This window comes from Streptomyces sp. HUAS 31 (assembly GCF_028198125.1).
In the GTDB taxonomy this organism is placed as follows: domain Bacteria; phylum Actinomycetota; class Actinomycetes; order Streptomycetales; family Streptomycetaceae; genus Streptomyces; species Streptomyces chartreusis.
In genome coordinates this window covers 2,281,972-2,299,449 of sequence record NZ_CP116353.1, presented here as the reverse complement: position 1 = coordinate 2,299,449, position 17,478 = coordinate 2,281,972, and the positions used below count along the sequence as shown (strand labels likewise).

The following is a 17,478-nucleotide window of genomic DNA, read 5'->3' as shown; positions in this document are numbered from 1 at the left end:
AGGGTGGTGCGGCTCGCGTTCATAAACGTAAACTCTGATCAGGATCCTGTTTGTGGTCGTCCTCGTCCTATCTAGGGAGAGCCCGTGATGCCAGCCCCTCTCGCCGCACGCCTGAGCATCCCCGGCGGGCCGTTGTTCTTCCCCGTCACCGCCTATGGCCCCGACGGCTCGGTCGACCTCGACACCTACCGCACCCATGTGCGCCGCGGCGTCGAGGCCGGGGCCGCCGCCGTGTTCGCCTGCTGCGGCACCGGCGAGTTCCACGCCCTCACGCCCGAGGAGTACGAGGCGTGCGTGCGGGCGGCCGTCGAGGCGGCGCAGGGCCGCGTGCCGGTCGTCGCCGGCGCCGGGTACGGCACCGCACTCGCCGTGCGGTACGCGCGCCTCGCCGAGGGCGCCGGCGCGGACGGACTGCTCGCCATGCCGCCGTATCTCGTGGTCGCCGGACAGGAGGGGCTGCTGCGGCACTACCGGGAGGTCGCCGCGGCGACCGGGCTGCCCGTGATCGTCTACCAGCGCGACAACGCCGTGTTCACCCCGGAGACCGTCGTCGAACTGGCCCGCACGGAGGGTGTCATCGGCCTCAAGGACGGCCTCGGCGACCTGGACCTCATGCAGCGCATCATCAGCGCCGTACGCACCGACTTCCCCGGCGAGTTCCTCTACTTCAACGGACTGCCGACCGCCGAACAGACACAGGTCGCCTACCGCGCCCTCGGCGTCACGCTGTACTCCTCCGCGGTGTTCTGCTTCGCCCCGGAGATCGCCCTCGCCTTCTACCGGGCGCTCGAAGCGGGCGACGACACGACCGTGCACCGCCTCCTGGACGGCTTCTACCGGCCGTTCGTCGAACTGCGCGCCCAGGGCCGGGGATACGCCGTCGCGCTGGTCAAGGCGGGCGTACGGCTGCGCGGTCTGGACGTGGGGGAGGTCCGGCCCCCGCTGCACGAGCCGGGTGAGGATCATGTCAAGCAGCTCGCGCAGGTGATCGAGCGCGGTCACGCGCTGCTGGAGCAGGATCCGGAGGAGACCAAGTGAAGGCGTCGGCATTCGTCTACCCCTGGGACGTCAACGGAGATCCAGAGGCACCCGGGAGGATCGCCGCCCTCGGAGTGGGCCAGGTGACGCTCGCCTCCGCCTACCACTCCACCCGCGCCCTGACCCCCCGCCACCCGCGCCACCGCATCGTCACCGCCGAGCACGCGGCCGTGCTCTACCCGATGGACGGCCGGTGGGAGGGGCGGACACTGCGCCCGTACCCGGCCGGGGACTGGGCGCCCGGCGACGCCTTCGGCGAGGCTGCCGCCGCGCTCACGGAAGCCGGTCTTCAGGTGCACACGTGGGTGGTCCTCGCGCACAACTCCCGTATGGGCGCCGACCATCCGGACACCTGTGTCGTCAACGCCTACGGCGACCGCTACCCGTGGGCCCCCTGCATCGCGCAGCCCGCCACGCGCGCGTACCTCGTCGACCTCGCCGCCGAGGCCGCGGTACGGCCCGGGGCGCGCGGCACCGAGCTGGAGTCCCTCGGCTGGTACGGGCTGCAGCATCTGCACGCCCACGACAAGACCGCCGGGGTCACGCTCGGCGACGCCGGGCACTACCTGATGGCGCTCTGCTTCTGCCCGGTCTGCAAGGAGGGCTACGGTGCCCAAGGTCTGGACGCGGGCGAACTGGCGGCCTCGGTACGGGACGCCCTGGAGCCCCTGTGGCAGGGCGCTCCGGACGACGGGGGCTGGGCCGGGGTCGAGAAGCTGCTGGGCGTGCGGACGGCGGCCGCCACGCGCGCGTGGCGGGACGAGAGGGCCCGCACGCTCCAGGAGGCGGCCGTCCGCGCGGTCCGTGATGCCGCCCCCGACGGCTTCCAGGTCCTGCTGCACGCCGACCCCGTGACCCACCACGTCGGCGCCAACGCCGGCGTCGACCCCGCGCACATCCTGTCCGTCGCGGACGGCGTGGTCGTGCCCTGCGCCGGCGGGCCCGCCCTGCTCACGCCGTTCGCCGAACAGGGGCGCCCGGACGCGGTCCTCGCCGCCAACCTCGGCGTGGTCTCCGGGATGGGCGGCAGCCCCGGCACGCTCGCCGAGGACGCGGCACGCGCGCGTGAGCTGGGCGCGACCCAGATCCGGCTCTATCACGCGGGGTTGGCGTCGGACGGCGACCTGGACGCGGTACGGGAGGGCCTCGCCGCGCTCTGAAGCAGCGGTACGGCGCTCGACAACCACAGCATGCCGAGGACGGCCAACACCAGCCGTACGTCGAGCAGTTCGACCAGGGCCGCGCCGGCCGCCAGCCCGATCACGTTCGGCGTGAACACGAGCGTGTTGGCCGTCGCGGTCGTACGTCCGAGCAGCGCGTCCGGTGTCTCGCGCTGCACGGCAGTGAGCGCGGCGATCAGGACGCAGGGCAGTCCGGCGCCGATCGCCGCGCTGCACACCAGGGCCACCGGGTCGGACGGGATCGCGCGCAGGCCGACCGCGACGGCCGTGAGGGCGATGCCGTACCCGGCGAAACGGCGCTCGCCGAGGCGGCGCAAGGCCGGCCCCGACAGCAGCCCGATCGCCACCGAACCGGCGCCCTGGGCGGCGTACAGCACACCGGCGTACGTGGGGGCGTGCCCGAGCCCGTCGATGACGGCGTAGAGCAGTGCCCCGCTGAGCCCGGCGAACAGCATGGTGGTGCCGCCGGCCAGGACGAGCGGGCGCAGCACGGGGTGCGTCCACAGGTACCGGGCGCCCTCGGAGGTCTGCTTGCGCCAGCCGTCCGCCGGGGGCTCGGGCCTGTTCTCGCTCACGCGCAGACAGGCGTACAGGCCGGTGGCGAGCACGAACGTGACCGCGTCGAGCAGGGCGACGCTCGGGCCGCCGTACGCGGCGTAGAGGCCGGCGCCGGCCAGCGGGGCGAGGAGTTTCATGCCCTCGTTGGCCGTCATCCGCAGTCCGTTGAAGTCGCCGAGCAGGGGTGCGGGGACGGCGCTCGCGACCAGGGCGGACTCGGCGGCGTCATGGACGACGCCCGCGGCGCCGTAGACGAACAGGACCGCGAACACAAGCCAGACCCGGTCCGCCGAGCCGACCGCGAAGAGGGTGGGCAGCAGCGCGGCCAGGAGCAGGTTCACGCCGAGCAGCAGGGGCTTGCGGCGGGTGCGGTCGGCGATCGTGCCGAGCAGCGGGCCGGCCAGGGTGGGCGCCCACATGGCGAGCATGCACAGCGCGGCCAGACCGTCGGAGCCGGTGAGGTCCTTCACCCATACGCCGGACACCAGCCACAACGCCGAGGTCCCGAAGCCGGACACCACGACTCCGGCGAGATAGAGACCGGAGTTGCGGTCGCGCAGGACGGGTGGGAGTGCGCTGGTGATGGTGGTCGTCATGTCGGGCCACTGTGCGGCTAAGGCGGGGGCTTGGGGATCGGGCAAGTGCCCTACAGCAGTCGCCCCAATCAGGTGTAACGGCCATGAGGGCCCAGTCCCCGGTGATGGGTGCTGTGAATCTGGCGACGTTATGCAAGTCGGCGCTTGTCCAAGGGCTGTTGGGCCGCCTCCAGGGCTCCTAGCAAGTGCATGTATGGTGCCGAGGAGGCCTGGCGATCAGCCGAGGTCGGCCGGGCCCGACGCATCCAGAGCCGAAGGGGAAGTATCCGGCCCATGGGGGACCACTTCAAGACGGACATCGGGCAGCTCGAGCAGTTCCTGACGAATCTGGAGAGATGCGTCGATGAGCTGAATGAGGCCCGATCGGCCCTCGATCACGTGCGAGCCGACCAGATCGGCACCGCTCGGCTCGACGAGGCCTGTGACAAGTTCCAGAAAGAGTGGAAGTACGGGTCCGACAAGACCAAGGAAATGATCGACGCGATCAAAGAGGGCGTCCAGTCCAACAAGAAGGGCTATCAAGAGGTCGAGGAAGCCCTGGAGAAGGCTCTCAAGCAGATCGCGGACACGAGCACCTCGGGGGGCGGTAAGTAGTGGCCGCGAACCCGTACCCCAACATCGGCTGGAACCCCGTTCCGGGCATTCCAACCGAGGTCATGAAGCTCCAGCAGAAGGTGGCGGCAGCTGCGGCGGCGCTGGAGAACACCCATCGACAGCTGACGAAGCTGACCGGCGAGAGCAGCTACTGGGAAGGCGACGCGGCGGAGAAGTTCCGCGATACCCTCGACGGTGACCTCCCGAAGTACATCAAAGATGCTGCTTCCTCTTTGCGCGCCGCCGCGACCCATTTGCATCAGTGGGACGGGCACCTGACCTCCAATCGAGAACTGGCCAAGAAATACGACGCCGCCATGGCCGAGAAGAAGGCGGCAGCCGACAAGGCCAAGAACTCGTACGACCAGGCTGCCCAGCATCCCGACCTCAAACTGGCGAACCAGACCTTTCCCTCACAGGAGGAGGCCGACGCCGCGACCGCTCGACTGCGTTCCGCCGAGCGGGAGTTGAACGAGGCGAGCATGGCGCTCACCAAAGCGAACGGTGAGTACGAGTCCCTCGACGGCAAGATCAAGGTGCTTGAGGCCGAGCACACCAGCGAGGCCGAGACCATTGCCAAGGCCCTCGACGGCTCGACGAAGGCCGCCCCCGACGAGCCGGGCTTCTGGGACAAGGTCGGCGACGTCATCTCAGGTGTCTGGGAGTTCCTCAAGACGCATGCGGGAACAATCGGCGCCGTTGCCGGTCTCCTCGCTCTGCTGCCCACCCCGTTCGCTCCCCTGTTTGCCGGCATCGCCATTGGCGCGAGCGCCCTGTCCATGTACAAGAACCTCAGCGACGCGGACTTCCTTGGGGATCTGATCGGCCAGGACGGCGGAATGGACATGTTCTCCGCATGGGCCTCCGTGGGCGGCGACATTCTGGGGATGGTGCCGGGTGCGCGCTTGGTCGGCATGGCGGGCAAGGAGCTGCGCGACGGCCTGCAGATGGCGGGCGAAATGGGTGTACAGGTCAGTCGCTGGGAGAAGACCGTCGAGTTCGGCAGGGAGTTCGGCGGGCTCTACAGGAACGCGGCGCGCGAAGGCTCGTATGGCATGTGGGAGGCTGCCGGCCAGAGCTTCAAGGGTTCTGCTCAACTCATGGGCGACCTGACGGCCAACGGCCTCAACGTCGCTGCGAACCTGGTGACCTCGATGGAAGAAGTGGGTCACCTACCGGACGAAGGCGCGTCGCACAACGCCGCGGAAGACACCAAAGCCGGCGTGGGCGCTTACGGGATCGCCCGTCTGCGAGGGCTGCTGTGACGGCCGACCGCGGGAACTCGCCGAAGAGCACCGTCGGCACGAGCGAGCCCAAACCCGACTACTGGTACTTGATCCCCCACGGCTACGTCCCACTCGACCTGGACCCCCCTGTCGAGCAGATCCAAGCCCTGATCGCGCATGTTCGTTCGCTGCCGGGCGATCGGCGCGATCAGGCCGAGCGCGTGCTGAGGTTCTACGCCGGTATCGTCACCTCCATGAATGCCGAGGGGGTGCTGGCTTGCCTGTTCGGCATGCACCCGGACGAAGAAGGCGGCCCGGTCTTCTCCGTCCTCACCTTCTCCACTGTCACGACTCCCGGCAACGCAAAACTGGCGGTGGCAGGTCTGGCCGCAGCCGCAGAAGGCTCAGCTGGTCCAGGAGTGATCCCGCTGGAACTGCCCAGCGGACTCGGTTACCTGTCCGAGGAGAAGCGGAAGATGGCCGCACCGGGCCGACAACCAGCGGCTGACAGCGCCGATCCGCCCACGGAAGAAGTCTGGCAGGGCACCGTCGGCATCGCCGGGCGTGGATCGGAAGTCATCATGATCCAGATAGCGACGCCAGCCGTGGAGTTCGGAGATACCTATCGGGACATTCTTCTGGGTATTGCGCACACCTTCTCCTTCACCGATCCGAATGAGCCGGATGAAGGCAGCAGTCAGGGCGGGACATCCGAACCTGGTTCTGTCGCAGCGGCGATAAGGAGTGACTTCGGATGACTCAGGCATCCGTGCCGCCGGATGTGGACCAGGTTCTCCGGCACAACAGAATGGTCATGGTCAGGCACGTCTCGGTTCGATTCGCTCTTGGCGCTGCCCTCGTCGGTCTCCCGTTCGCGTTGGAGTCTGCCGGCGTCTCCGTCTCCACTCTCACCGTGCTACCGATTCTCCCCGGTCTGTTCCTCCTGCTGTTTCTCTATCTCCGGGTAGGTCTCGGGCGACGGCTCAAGGTATGTGAAAAGGTGCTGCGTACCTATCCGCTGGAGTACCGCTCCCGGGTGGTCAAGAAGCAGTCGCAGCGGTTGCTCCTCGGTGATGTCCACACCGTCAAGCTCTCGGTGCGAGGTCAGCACGGCGCACCCTCCATGCGGGCTGTGAGCGCATCGACGATACGCCGGTGGCCCGAGGGCGCGGAGGGCGGGGACGCCTGGTTCGCCGGTGATTCCGCGTTCGGTGGAGTCATGATCCTTGCCGGCACGGGCGACTTGTTCTTCCTGCAGCCCACGGGTTGGGAGAAGTTCGCCTCGGAACGTGCCCAGGCCGACCCGGAACGCCGAGCCAGGGCTGAGCAAGCCGGAATCTCCCGTCTGCTGGAGAAGGAGCCCAACCCGATGGCCGGATTGGGTAACTGAGGCCTCCGGCTGTACTCGGAAAAGACGTCCAGGGAACCCGCGCTGCCTGCGACGGTCCGAGAGATTCCTCGGCGGGAATCCGTTGGAAGGTGTCGATTCAGCCACTGGGGCGGACGGGGTCCCGGTCATAGCGTGGTGATCCGTCCAAGTCATCGGCCGGAAAAGGCACTTCCCATGCAATACGTCGCGCCCATCGGCGTCGGTCTGCTCTACGCCCTTGTGATGTCCCTCATCCGCGAGCCGCACCGGCGGCGTTTCAACGCGGTCATGGTCGCCGGAGCGGGCGCCGCCTATCTGAGCGGAGGCGGTCTCGGCGGCTGGGAATTCGCGTTCACCGCGGTGCTCACTTACGTCGCCTACCGCGGCCTGGATTCGTGGAGCTTCATCGGTGTCGCCTGGCTGTTGCACACCGGGTGGGACATCGTCCACCACATCAAGGGAAACCCGATCATCCCCTTCGCCCACACCTCGTCACTGGGGTGCGCGATCTGTGACCCGGTGATCGCACTGTGGTGCTTCGCGGGCGGGAGGACGCCGAAGGAGCTGGTGGCGTGGGTGCGGCGGGCCAGGGAGCGGAAGGGTGCGGTGGCGGGGGAGACAGGGCGGGCGGCCGAGCCGGACGCCGGGTTGTCCGGCGCCTAGGGCGGCAGGCGGGACGGGCCGCCCGGACATCGGCGCCCGGGGCCGCAGGTCGGAGCGGTAGCCCGGACATCGGCGTCGGATCACCTTTCCATCGGCGATGAGTTTCGCCGCCCCGGTCGGTCCACCTCTCAGGAACAGATCTGTGAGGAGCCCGCCCATGACCGACCCGACCATCGACCTCGGACCGCAGACCCTTGTCGTCGCCCGTCTCGCCGAGGCCGTCACCGACGAGCAGCTCTCGGCGCCGACGCCCTGCCCCGAGATGGCTGTGCGCAATCTGCTGGGCCACCTGCTCGGCCTGTCCGTCGCCTTCCGTGACGCCGCCCGCAAGGAGCTCGGCCCCACGACCGACACCGACCCGGGCTCGACCGTCCCGGACGTCGGCCCGGGCTGGCGCGAGGAGCTGCCCAAGGTGCTCGACGAACTGGGGGAGGTGTGGCGCGCCCCGGACGCGTGGACCGGCATGACCCGCGCGGGCGGCGTCGACCTGCCCGGTGCGGTCGCCGGCGCGGTGGCCGTGGACGAGCTGGTGATCCACGCCTGGGACCTGGCCGTTGCCACGGGCCAGCCGTACACCCCGGACCCGGCCGCCCTCCGGATGTCCCACGACTTCCTGCGCGCCGCGGCCGACGCCGGCGACCGAGGCGGCGGCATCTTCGGCCCGGTCGTCCCGGTGCCGGACGAGGCACCCCTGCTGGACCGCGCGGTGGGGCTCAGCGGGCGGGATCCGGGCTGGAAGCAGGGGCTTAGGCAGGGGGCGTAGGAAGGGAATTGAGCACGGGGCCCTCCCTCGACCTGCTACAACCACCCTGCGGGAGCAGGAGGTGGGTGATGGGGCCGGCGGTGGGGCTGTGGCTGTTCGGAGAACGCCGGAGCACGCGGGAGATCGTGTCCGGCGTGCTTCCGTGGCTGGAGACATTCTGCGCGCCGGTCGATGTGCAGGCCGACGGGAGCGTGGAATTCCGGGTGCGTGATGCGGCGGTGCTCGGACCGCGGATCGACGCCGGGGGTGCCGGGAAGTTCTTCCTGACCGAGGACGACTGCCTCCCGTCGGACGACGAGGACTACTCGGCGTTCCCGTCCCCGCCGACGCAGGGGCTGGTCCTGGGCGCGTACAGCTCGGGACCGGTCAACCATGTCCTGGTGGGCCACCTGGCGCTCGCACTCGCCCGCCGCTGGAACACGCCGATCGATTTCGACGGTCTGCTCGCCTATCCGTTCGCAGGCGACGAGTCCCGGGACTCCGCCGACCTCGACCGTGCCAGGACCCTGGTGGCCTCCCTCCCGGGTGCGATCACGGAGGTCTCGTACGACACGGGCGGCGGCGGGCGATGGATGCGGCACATCGGTGACGCCGAGTTTCTCGCGGCCTGGCTGCGCCATCCGCAGTTCCGCCTGCCGTAGCCCGACGAGCTTCTGACCTGCGCATCCCCGGCCCCGAGCCCATCGGCCCACCCCAACACCCCCGCCCCTTCCCCAACTTCCTTTGTCAGAAGCGTTGACGAATCATGCTGCCCCTCCTACCTTCATCGCGTCGTACTTCGTACGTCATATATGAGACGCGATACGTGAGATCCCATACGCGAGATCCGATCCCGCGAAGATCCGAGAGGCGCGCATGACCTCTGTGCCCACGCCGATCCCCTCCCGCACGCAGTTCGTGCTGGAGGAGATCAAACGCCGCATCCTCACCGGGCAGTTGACGCCGGGTCAGGCCCTGGTGGAGACCGAGCTCGCCGCGCAGTTCGGGGTGTCCAAGACCCCGGTGCGCGAGGCGCTCAAGACGCTGGCCGGGACCGGGCTGGTCGTGATGAGCCAGTACAAGGGCGTCACGGTGCGCATGGTGGACGCGGACATGGCGCGCGAGGTCTACGACGTACGGCTGCTCCTTGAGCCCGAGGCGCTCAAGCGGGCCGTCCGGCGCGGAGCCTCCCTCGACGCCGCCCGCGACGCGCTGACCCGCGCCGACGCTGCCACCGACACCGCCGAACGCTCCCTCGCCAACCGGGAGTTCCACCGCGCCCTGTACCTGCCGTGCGGCAACCCGCTGCTCGGCCGGATGCTCGACGAGGTGCGGGACCAGGCCGCCCTCGTCTCCGCCGTCGCCTGGGCCGCCTCCCCCTCCTGGGAGCGCGAGGCGGGCGAGCACCGGGAGATCCTGCGGCTGGGGCTCGAAGGGGACGCGGACGGCGCCGGGCGCGCCCTGCACGCCCACATCGCGTCGTTCGTGCAACGGGCCTTCCCGGACGCGGGAGTCGAGGCCCAGGGAGAGGACGGTCCGGCATGACAACGACGTTCGAGTCTCAGCGGACGGCCCTGGCCGACGTGGTGGCGATCCCGGTGACCCCGTTCGCCGAGGACGGCCGCGTGGACCAGGACGCCCACCGGGCCCTGCTGCGTCGTCTGCTCGACGGGGGCGTCACCACCCTCACCCCCAACGGCAACACCGGCGAGTTCTACACCCTCAGCCCCGAAGAGCGCCGCCTCGTCACCGAGTTGACCGTCGACGAGGTCGGCGACCGGGCCGCGATCCTCGTCGGCGTGGGCCACGACGTGCCCACCGCCGTCGCCTCCGCACGGCACGCCCGTGAACTCGGCGCCCAGATGGTGATGGTCCACCAGCCCGTCCACCCCTACGTCTCCCAGAGCGGCTGGGTCGACTACCACCGTGCGATCGCCGAGGCCGTGCCCGGGCTCGGCGTCGTCCCGTACATCCGCAACGCCCAGCTGACCGGCGCCCGCCTCGCCGAACTCGGCGCCGCCTGCCCGAACGTCATCGGCGTGAAGTACGCCGTCCCGGACGCCGCCAGGTTCGCCGCCTTTGCACGGGACGCGGGCCGCGACCGCTTCGTGTGGGTCGCCGGCCTCGCCGAGCCGTACGCACCCTCGTACTTCTCCGCGGGCGCCACCGGCTTCACCTCGGGTCTCGTGAACGTCGCCCCGTCCGTCTCGCTGAACATGATCGAAGCGCTCCGGGCCGGGGACTACCCGGCCGCGATGAAGGTCTGGGAGCAGATCCGCCGCTTCGAGGAGCTGCGCGCCGCGAACGGCTCCGCCAACAACGTCACCGTCGTCAAGGAGGCCCTCGCCTCCCTCGGCCTGTGCCGCCGCGACGTCCGCCCGCCCAGCCGGGAACTCCCCGAGGACGAGCGAGCCGAGGTCGCCGAGATAGCCGCCGGGTGGTCCCTATGAGCGAGGCAAGGCGGCCCGAGGAACTCAGAAGCCATCAGTGGTACGGCACCGAGGGCCAGCTGCGCACCTGGTCGCACAACGCCCGTATGCGCCAGCTGGGATACGAGGCGGAGGAGTACCGGGGCCGTCCGGTGATCGCCGTCCTCAACACCTGGTCCGACATCAACCCCTGCCACGTCCATCTGCGCGAGCGCGCCGAGGCGGTCAAGCGGGGAGTGTGGCAGGCCGGGGGCTTCCCGCTCGAGTTCCCGGTCGCCACGCTCTCGGAGACGTACCAGAAGCCGACCCCGATGCTCTATCGCAACCTGCTCGCGATGGAGACCGAGGAGCTGCTGCGGTCGTATCCGATCGACGCCGCGGTGCTGCTCGGAGGCTGCGACAAGTCGACACCGGCGCTGCTCATGGGCGCGGCCTCGGCCGATGTGCCGTCGATCTTCGTCCCCGCCGGGCCGATGCTCCCGGGGCACTGGCGCGGCGAGACCCTCGGGTCCGGCACCGACATGTGGAAGTACTGGGACGAGCACCGCGCGGGCAACCTCACCGACTGCGAACTGCGGGAGCTCCAGGGCGGGTTGGCGCGTTCCCCCGGTCACTGCATGACCATGGGGACCGCCTCCACCATGACCGCGGCGGCGGAGGCCCTCGGCATGACGCTGCCGGGCGCCTCCTCGATCCCGGCCGTCGACTCCGGGCACGAGCGGATGGCCGCCGCCTCCGGGCGCCGGGCCGTGGAGCTCGCCTGGAGCGGGCTCAAGCCGTCCGAGATCCTCACCCGCGAGGCGTTCGAGGACGCCGTCACCACGGTGCTCGGGCTGGGCGGCTCCACCAACGCCGTGATCCACCTGATCGCGATGGCCGGCCGCGCCCACATCGAGCTCACCCTCGACGACTTCGACCGCATCGCACGCACCGTGCCGGTGCTGGCGAACGTGCGGCCCGGCGGACAGACGTACCTCATGGAGGACTTCTACTTCGCCGGCGGCCTGCCCGCCTTCCTCTCGCGGATCACCGACCTGCTGCACCTGGACCGGCCGACCGTCGCCGGCACCCTGCGCGAGCAGCTTGAGGGCGCCGTCGTCCACGACGACGACGTGATCCGCACGCGCGAGAACCCGGTCGCCGACGAGGGCGGAGTGGCCGTGCTGCGCGGCAACCTCTGCCCGGACGGCGCCGTCATCAAGCACATCTCCGCCGAGCGGCAGCTGCTCAAGCACACCGGTCCCGCCGTGGTCTTCGACGACTACAAGGTCATGCAGCGGACCATCGACGACCCGTCCCTCGGCATCACCGCCGACAGCGTGCTCGTGCTGCGCAACGCGGGGCCCAAGGGCGGTCCCGGCATGCCCGAGTACGGCATGCTGCCGATCCCCGACCACCTGCTCAAGCAGGGCGTGCGGGACATGGTGCGGATCTCCGACGCCCGGATGAGCGGTACGAGTTACGGCGCGTGCGCGCTGCACGTCGCGCCCGAGTCGTACGTCGGGGGGCCGCTCGCCCTGGTCCGCGCCGGGGACCTCATCACCCTGGACGTCGAGGAACGCACCCTCCATCTCCACGTGGACGACGCGGAGCTGGAGCGGCGCAGGGCGGACTGGACACCGCCGCCCACGCGTTACGAGCGGGGCTACGGCGCGCTCTACAACGAACAGATCACCCAGGCCGACACCGGCTGCGACTTCGAGTTCCTGGCCCGTCCGGGCAAGGTCGCGGACCCCTACGCCGGCTGACCGGCGGCACGACCTCGCACAGCCCTGCACAGCCCTGCACATTGAGAAAGCGCTTCCCGAACGACGTACGCACACCCGCACGACGTACCAGAACGGAGAACAGTCATGGCCCAAGCCGCAGCCGTGGCGAAACCGCCCACGCCACCCCGGCGACGCCGTGCCTCCGCCACGCCGCGCAGGCTCCCGTATCTGCTGATCGCCCCGGCCGCCCTGCTCATGCTGGGCTTCATCGCCTACCCGGTCATCAGCGTCTTCTACTACAGCCTTCAGGAGTACAACCCCACCAAGCCCTGGCGGAACGGCTTCGCGGGCCTCGACAACTTCGTCCACGCATTCACCGAGGACCCGCTGTTCTGGGACACGCTGGTCTTCAGCGCCAAGTGGGTGTTCGTCGAGGTCGGACTCCAGTTGCTGTTCGGGCTCGCGCTCGCGCTGATCGTCAACCAGACCTTCGTGGGGCGTGCGCTCGGCCGTGCGCTCGTGTTCTCCCCGTGGGCCGTATCCGGCGTGCTCACCTCGGCGATCTGGGTGCTGCTCTACAACTCCCAGACCGGCATCACCCGTTACCTCGCCGACGCCGGGATCGGCTCCTACGGCACCAGCTGGCTGTCGGACACCTCCACCGTGTTCCCGGCGGCGATCGTCGCCGACCTGTGGCGCGGCGTCCCGTTCTTCGCGATCCTCATCCTCGCCGACCTCCAGTCCGTCTCGAAGGACCTGTACGAGGCCGCCGAGGTCGACGGGGCCAGCCGGATCAAGCAGTTCTGGCACATCACGCTGCCCCATCTGAAGGACGCGATCGTCCTGTCCACGCTGCTGCGCGCGGTGTGGGAGTTCAACAACGTCGACCTGCTCTACACGCTGACCGGCGGCGGCCCCGCGGGAGTCACCACGACCCTTCCGCTGTACATCGCCAACACCAGCGTCGACGCCCACAACTTCGGCTACGCGTCCGCCCTGACCACGGTCGCGTTCGTGATCCTCCTCTTCTGCTCGGTGGTCTATCTGCGGCTGAGCAAGTTCGGAGGTGAGGACAAGTGAGCGTGAAGGAAGCCACCAAGGCCGCGCCCGCGCCGACGCGCGCCACTCCCGAGCCGCCGCGTCCGGCGAAGCGGCACCGCAACTGGGACGAGGTCCCGCGCTGGCAGATCTACCTCCCGCTGGGGATCTATCTGCTCTTCACCCTCATCCCCTTCTACTGGATCCTGCTGTTCTCGCTGCGCCCGGCCGGCTCGACCTCGCTCGTGCCCTGGCCGGTGACCTTCGACCACTTCGAGAAGGTCTGGACTGAGCGCAGCTTCGGGACGTACTTCCAGAACAGCGTGCTGGTCGGCGTCGTCACCCTGCTGATGACGACCCTCGTCGCCCTGGCCGGCGGCTACGCCCTCGCGCGCTTCAACTTCAGGATCAAGCGGGCCTTCATGCTCGGGCTGCTGTGCTCGCAGTTCGTGCCGGGCGCGCTGCTCCTGGTGCCGCTGTTCGAGATCTTCGCCGAACTGCAGATGATCAACTCGCTGGGCAGCGTCATCATCGCCGAGACGGTGTTCCAACTGCCGTTGTCGATGATCCTGATCAGCAACTTCATCAAGAACGTGCCGTACTCCCTGGAGGAGGCGGCCTGGGTCGACGGCTGCAACCGGATGACGGCCTTCAGGATCGTCGTCCTGCCCCTGCTGCGGCCCGGTCTGATAGCCGTCGGCTCCTTCGCCTTCGTGCACTCCTGGAACCACTTCCTGTTCGCCCTGATGTTCCTCAACAACCAGGAGAAGCAGACCATCCCGGTCGGCCTCAACACCCTGATGGGCGCCGACAGCGTGGACCTGGGCGCGCTCGCCGCGGGCGGCATCATCGCGGCCGTGCCGGTGGTGATCGTGTTCGCCTTCATCCAGAAGTGGCTGATCACGGGCTTCAGCGCGGGGGCGGTGAAGGGATGAGACTCCGTCACATCGGCGCCCTGACCGCCATGTTGGGACTGCTGTGCGTCCCCGCCCATGCCAATGGCTCCGCCGGAAGTGCCGCGACGGGTCTGCGGTCGACTGAGACGCCGTCGTGGCTGGTCGCGCAGTTCCCCGCGCCCCTGAAGGGCGCTGCCGCGCCCGACCCGCTGCACGACATCAGCCGCGACACCCTCGCCCCGAACGACGGCTGGGCGGCGGACGGCGGTGGTACCACGGGGGGTTCCACCGCCGACGACGCCCATGTCTTCACCGTGCGCGACCGCGCTGAGCTCGTCCGTGCCCTGGACGGCGGCAGCGCGACGCCGAAGATCATCAGGATCGCCGGCACCGTCGACGCCAACACCGACGACGACGGCGACCGCCTGGACTGCGCCGACTACGCCACCGACGGCTACGGCATCGGCAGGTACCTGGCCGCCTACGACCCCCGCACCTGGGGCTCCGCCAAGCCCAGCGGCCCGCAGGAGGAGGCCCGCCAGGCCTCTGCCGCCCGGCAGGCCGAGCGGATCGAAATGGCCGTCGGCTCCAACACCACCATCGTCGGACTCGGCGACAACGCCGTACTGAAAGGCGCCAGTCTCCAGCTGAAGGACGCGGACAACGTCATCGTCCGCAACCTGGAGCTGCGCGACGCCTACGACTGCTTCCCTGTGTGGCAGCCCAACACAGGCGGCCTCGGCGACTGGAAGACGGCGTACGACAACATCTGGCTGCGCGGCGCCACACATGTGTGGATCGACCATGTGACCCTGAGCGACAAGGGCCACCCGGACCATGTGGAGCCCACCTACTTCGGCCGCAACTACCTCCGCCACGACGGCCTGCTCGACATCACCAACGCCTCCGACCTGGTCACCGTCTCCTGGAGCCGGTTCGCCGACCACGACAAGGCGATGCTGATCGGCAACGGCGACACGGCCACCGGCGACCGCGGCAGGCTCCGGGTCACCCTGCACCACAACGAGTTCGAGTCCGTCGTCCAGCGCGCCCCGCGTGTCCGCTTCGGACAGGTGCACCTCTACAACAACCGCTACGTCGTCCCGGCCGACGCCCACGACTACCGCTACTCCATCGGCGTGTCGACCGAGTCCGCGATCCACGCCGAGAACAACGCCTTCCACACCCCCGGCCACATAGAGGTCGCCGACCTGGTCAAGAGCTGGAACGGCACCGCCCTGCACCAGTCGGGGACCCGCTTCAACGGCTATCCGGTGGACCTGCTCGCCATTTACAACGCCTACAACTCGGGCAGCGAGCGCGATCTCACGGCCGACGTCGGCTGGACACCTACCCTGCACACAAAGATCGACAGCGCCGAGAAGGCCGACCGAGCGGTGGCCCGTGGCGCGGGCGCAGGGAGGCTTCCATGAGCAGTGCCGTACCCATCGTCCTGGCGGGCGCGCGCGGCCACGGCCGGTGGCACCTGGACAACATCCGCCGGCTCCAGGACAAGGGCATCGTGCGGCTGGCGGGGATCTGCGAGCTGACCCCGCTGAGCGACGACGAGCTCCCCGAGGGCCTCGGTTCGCCTGAGCAGTCCGCCGACTTCGGCGCCCTCCTCGACTCCACCGGCGCCCGCGTCGCGGTGATCTGCACCCCGATCCCGACCCACGCCGACCTGGCGCTGACGGCCGCCCGCAAGGGCGTGCACCTGCTGCTGGAGAAGCCGCCCGCGCCGTCGTACGCCGAGTACCGGCGCATGGCCGACGGGATCGCGGAGACCGGGGTCGCCTGCCAGATCGGCTTCCAGTCGCTCGGCTCGCACGCCGTGCCCGCGATCCGGACGATGATGGCCGAGGGCGCGATCGGCGAGATCACCGGCATCGGCGGAGCGGGCGCCTGGGCGCGCCCCGAGTCGTACTACCGACGTGCGCCCTGGGCGGGCAGGCGCAGGCTGAACGGCGTCGACGTCGTCGACGGGGCGCTCACCAACCCGCTCGCGCACGCCGTCGCCACCGCACTCGCCCTGAACGGCACCGTGCGCGCCGACGACGTCACCGCCGTCGAGACCGAGCTGCTGCGCGCCAACGACATCGAGTCCGACGACACCTCCTGCGTCCGCGTCCGCACCGCGCAGGACCGCCCGGTCGTCGTCGCCGCGACGCTGTGCGCCGAGGACCCCGACGAGCCGTACGTCGTCGTCCACGGCGACCGCGGCCGGATCACCTTCTGGTACAAGCAGGACCGCGTCCTGCTCCAGCGCGCGGACCGCGGCCCCGAGGAGTCCGAGTACGGCCGCACCGACCTGCTGGAGAACCTCGTCGAGCACCTGATCGACGGCACCGACCTGCTGGTCACGCCCGAGGTGACCGGCGCCTTCATGAAGGTCGTTGAAGCGATTCGACTGGCCCCCGACCCGGCCCCGCTGCCCGCCGGCGCCTGGCACCTGCTCCCCGACGAGCAGCGCCGAGTCGTGCCCGGCATCGACGGCCTGGTCGCGGCCGCCGCCGACACCCTCGCCCTCTACTCCGAGCTGGGCGCCCCCTGGGCCGACCCGGCGCGAACGAAAGAGGTGAGCACTGATGACTCCCCCTGACACCGCGGTGCTGCGCGTCGCGGGCCGACCGGTCGGCCGGTACGTCACCCGGCCCGAACTGCCCGCCCGGCTCGCCCCGCGCCCGTATCTGCACCCCGTCACCACCCTGGCCGGCACGGCGGTCACCGAGCTCAGCCCCGCCGACCACATACACCACCTCGGCGTCGGTGTCGCCGTACCCGACGTCGAGGGGTCCAACTTCTGGGGCGGGCGCACCTTCGTCCGGGACCGGGGCCCGACCGAGCTCGACAACCACGGCGCCCAGCGGCACACCGCCTTCCAGCTGCGCGACCCCGACGGCTTCGTCGAGGAACTGCGCTGGGTGGCGGCCGGGGCCGAGCTGCTGCGCGAGCGCCGTACGGTCGCCGCCACCGAACTCACCCGCGCCGCCTGGGCGCTGGACTTCACCTTCTCCCTCACCAACGTCACCTCGGAGCCGCTGTCCATCGGCAGCCCCGCCACCAACGGCCGCCCCGGCGCCGCGTACGGCGGCTTCTTCTGGCGGGCCCGCAAGGAGGCGCAGGCACCGGAGGTGTTCACCGTCGACCGCGAGGGCGAGAGCGAGATCCACGGGACCGTGGCGCCCTGGGTGGCCCTGGTGGGCTCCACCTGGTCGCTGATCTTCGCCGGGGCCACCGAACGGACCCGCCGCGACCCGTGGTTCGTGCGCGCCGAGGAGTACCCCGGCGTCGGCTCCTCCCTGGCCGTCGACGAGCGCCTGCCGATCCCGCCGGGCGAGACCGCCGTACGCCGGATCGTCACCGTCGTCGCCGACGGCCGGACCAGCCGGCTCGAAGCGGCGTCCCTGGTCCGCAAGGCGGTGAGCCCGTGACCGCCGAG

General features: G+C 70.0%; 18 protein-coding genes. 17 read left to right on the top strand and 1 reads right to left on the bottom strand.

The features are described 5' to 3' along the window. Nucleotides 1-84 precede the first annotated feature (84 nt). Both PGH47_RS10110 and PGH47_RS10105 read left to right on the top strand, forming a co-directional pair. On the top strand, nucleotides 85-1,038 hold the full coding sequence (locus tag PGH47_RS10110) for a 5-dehydro-4-deoxyglucarate dehydratase (protein WP_271663140.1): 954 nt from the start codon (nucleotides 85-87) through the stop codon (nucleotides 1,036-1,038). Then, nucleotides 1,035-2,198 (top strand): hypothetical protein, encoded by a 1,164-nt coding sequence (locus PGH47_RS10105; protein WP_271663139.1) that lies wholly within the window; start codon nucleotides 1,035-1,037, stop codon nucleotides 2,196-2,198. Before PGH47_RS10110 ends, PGH47_RS10105 begins: the two co-directional genes overlap by 4 nt. Here PGH47_RS10105 and PGH47_RS10100 read toward each other — a convergent pair. Beyond that, a complete protein-coding gene (locus PGH47_RS10100; protein ID WP_271663138.1) occupies nucleotides 2,135-3,373 on the bottom strand; it encodes an MFS transporter in 1,239 nt (412 codons plus the stop codon). The genes PGH47_RS10105 and PGH47_RS10100 overlap by 64 nt on opposite strands. A 273-nt stretch (nucleotides 3,374-3,646) precedes the next feature. Between PGH47_RS10100 and PGH47_RS10095 the strand changes: the two genes are divergently transcribed. From PGH47_RS10095 to PGH47_RS10025, 15 genes are all read left to right on the top strand, one after another. Continuing rightward, nucleotides 3,647-3,967, top strand: coding sequence for a hypothetical protein (locus PGH47_RS10095; RefSeq protein WP_271663137.1), 321 nt, complete (start codon nucleotides 3,647-3,649; stop codon nucleotides 3,965-3,967). Beyond that, the gene (locus tag PGH47_RS10090; protein WP_271663136.1) at nucleotides 3,967-5,232 is read left to right on the top strand and encodes a putative T7SS-secreted protein; all 1,266 of its coding nucleotides are present in this window, start codon (nucleotides 3,967-3,969) and stop codon (nucleotides 5,230-5,232) included. Before PGH47_RS10095 ends, PGH47_RS10090 begins: the two co-directional genes overlap by 1 nt. Continuing rightward, the gene (locus PGH47_RS10085; protein WP_271663135.1) at nucleotides 5,229-5,951 is read left to right on the top strand and encodes a hypothetical protein; all 723 of its coding nucleotides are present in this window, start codon (nucleotides 5,229-5,231) and stop codon (nucleotides 5,949-5,951) included. Before PGH47_RS10090 ends, PGH47_RS10085 begins: the two co-directional genes overlap by 4 nt. Then, on the top strand, nucleotides 5,948-6,583 hold the full coding sequence (locus tag PGH47_RS10080) for a hypothetical protein (RefSeq protein ID WP_271663134.1): 636 nt from the start codon (nucleotides 5,948-5,950) through the stop codon (nucleotides 6,581-6,583). The genes PGH47_RS10085 and PGH47_RS10080 overlap by 4 nt, the downstream gene beginning before the upstream one ends. A 174-nt stretch (nucleotides 6,584-6,757) precedes the next feature. After that, a complete protein-coding gene (locus PGH47_RS10075; protein ID WP_271663133.1) occupies nucleotides 6,758-7,225 on the top strand; it encodes a DUF6010 family protein in 468 nt (155 codons plus the stop codon). Nucleotides 7,226-7,382: 157 nt separating this feature from the next. Then, nucleotides 7,383-7,988 carry a TIGR03086 family metal-binding protein gene (locus PGH47_RS10070; RefSeq protein WP_271663132.1) on the top strand — a complete coding sequence of 202 codons (606 nt, stop codon included), beginning with the start codon at nucleotides 7,383-7,385 and terminating at the stop codon, nucleotides 7,986-7,988. A 68-nt stretch (nucleotides 7,989-8,056) separates the two neighbouring features. Then, the gene (locus PGH47_RS10065; RefSeq protein ID WP_271663131.1) at nucleotides 8,057-8,629 is read left to right on the top strand and encodes a DUF6368 family protein; all 573 of its coding nucleotides are present in this window, start codon (nucleotides 8,057-8,059) and stop codon (nucleotides 8,627-8,629) included. Between the two features lie 214 nt (nucleotides 8,630-8,843). Continuing rightward, a complete protein-coding gene (locus PGH47_RS10060; RefSeq protein ID WP_271663130.1) occupies nucleotides 8,844-9,512 on the top strand; it encodes a GntR family transcriptional regulator in 669 nt (222 codons plus the stop codon). Continuing rightward, nucleotides 9,509-10,417, top strand: a complete 909-nt coding sequence (locus tag PGH47_RS10055) for a dihydrodipicolinate synthase family protein (RefSeq protein WP_271663129.1) — start codon at nucleotides 9,509-9,511, stop codon at nucleotides 10,415-10,417. Before PGH47_RS10060 ends, PGH47_RS10055 begins: the two co-directional genes overlap by 4 nt. Beyond that, on the top strand, nucleotides 10,414-12,144 hold the full coding sequence (araD, locus tag PGH47_RS10050; protein WP_271663128.1) for an L-arabinonate dehydratase: 1,731 nt from the start codon (nucleotides 10,414-10,416) through the stop codon (nucleotides 12,142-12,144). Before PGH47_RS10055 ends, araD begins: the two co-directional genes overlap by 4 nt. 105 nt (nucleotides 12,145-12,249) lie before the next feature. Further along, nucleotides 12,250-13,185: a carbohydrate ABC transporter permease gene (locus tag PGH47_RS10045; protein ID WP_107907234.1), complete on the top strand. Its 936-nt coding sequence runs from the start codon at nucleotides 12,250-12,252 to the stop codon at nucleotides 13,183-13,185. After that, on the top strand, nucleotides 13,182-14,078 hold the full coding sequence (locus PGH47_RS10040; RefSeq protein ID WP_271663127.1) for a carbohydrate ABC transporter permease: 897 nt from the start codon (nucleotides 13,182-13,184) through the stop codon (nucleotides 14,076-14,078). The genes PGH47_RS10045 and PGH47_RS10040 overlap by 4 nt, the downstream gene beginning before the upstream one ends. Beyond that, nucleotides 14,075-15,472 carry a pectate lyase family protein gene (locus tag PGH47_RS10035; protein ID WP_271663126.1) on the top strand — a complete coding sequence of 466 codons (1,398 nt, stop codon included), beginning with the start codon at nucleotides 14,075-14,077 and terminating at the stop codon, nucleotides 15,470-15,472. Before PGH47_RS10040 ends, PGH47_RS10035 begins: the two co-directional genes overlap by 4 nt. Continuing rightward, on the top strand, nucleotides 15,469-16,638 hold the full coding sequence (locus PGH47_RS10030; RefSeq protein WP_271663125.1) for a Gfo/Idh/MocA family protein: 1,170 nt from the start codon (nucleotides 15,469-15,471) through the stop codon (nucleotides 16,636-16,638). Before PGH47_RS10035 ends, PGH47_RS10030 begins: the two co-directional genes overlap by 4 nt. Further along, on the top strand, nucleotides 16,625-17,470 hold the full coding sequence (locus PGH47_RS10025) for a PmoA family protein (RefSeq protein WP_271663124.1): 846 nt from the start codon (nucleotides 16,625-16,627) through the stop codon (nucleotides 17,468-17,470). Before PGH47_RS10030 ends, PGH47_RS10025 begins: the two co-directional genes overlap by 14 nt. Nucleotides 17,471-17,478 lie beyond the last annotated feature (8 nt).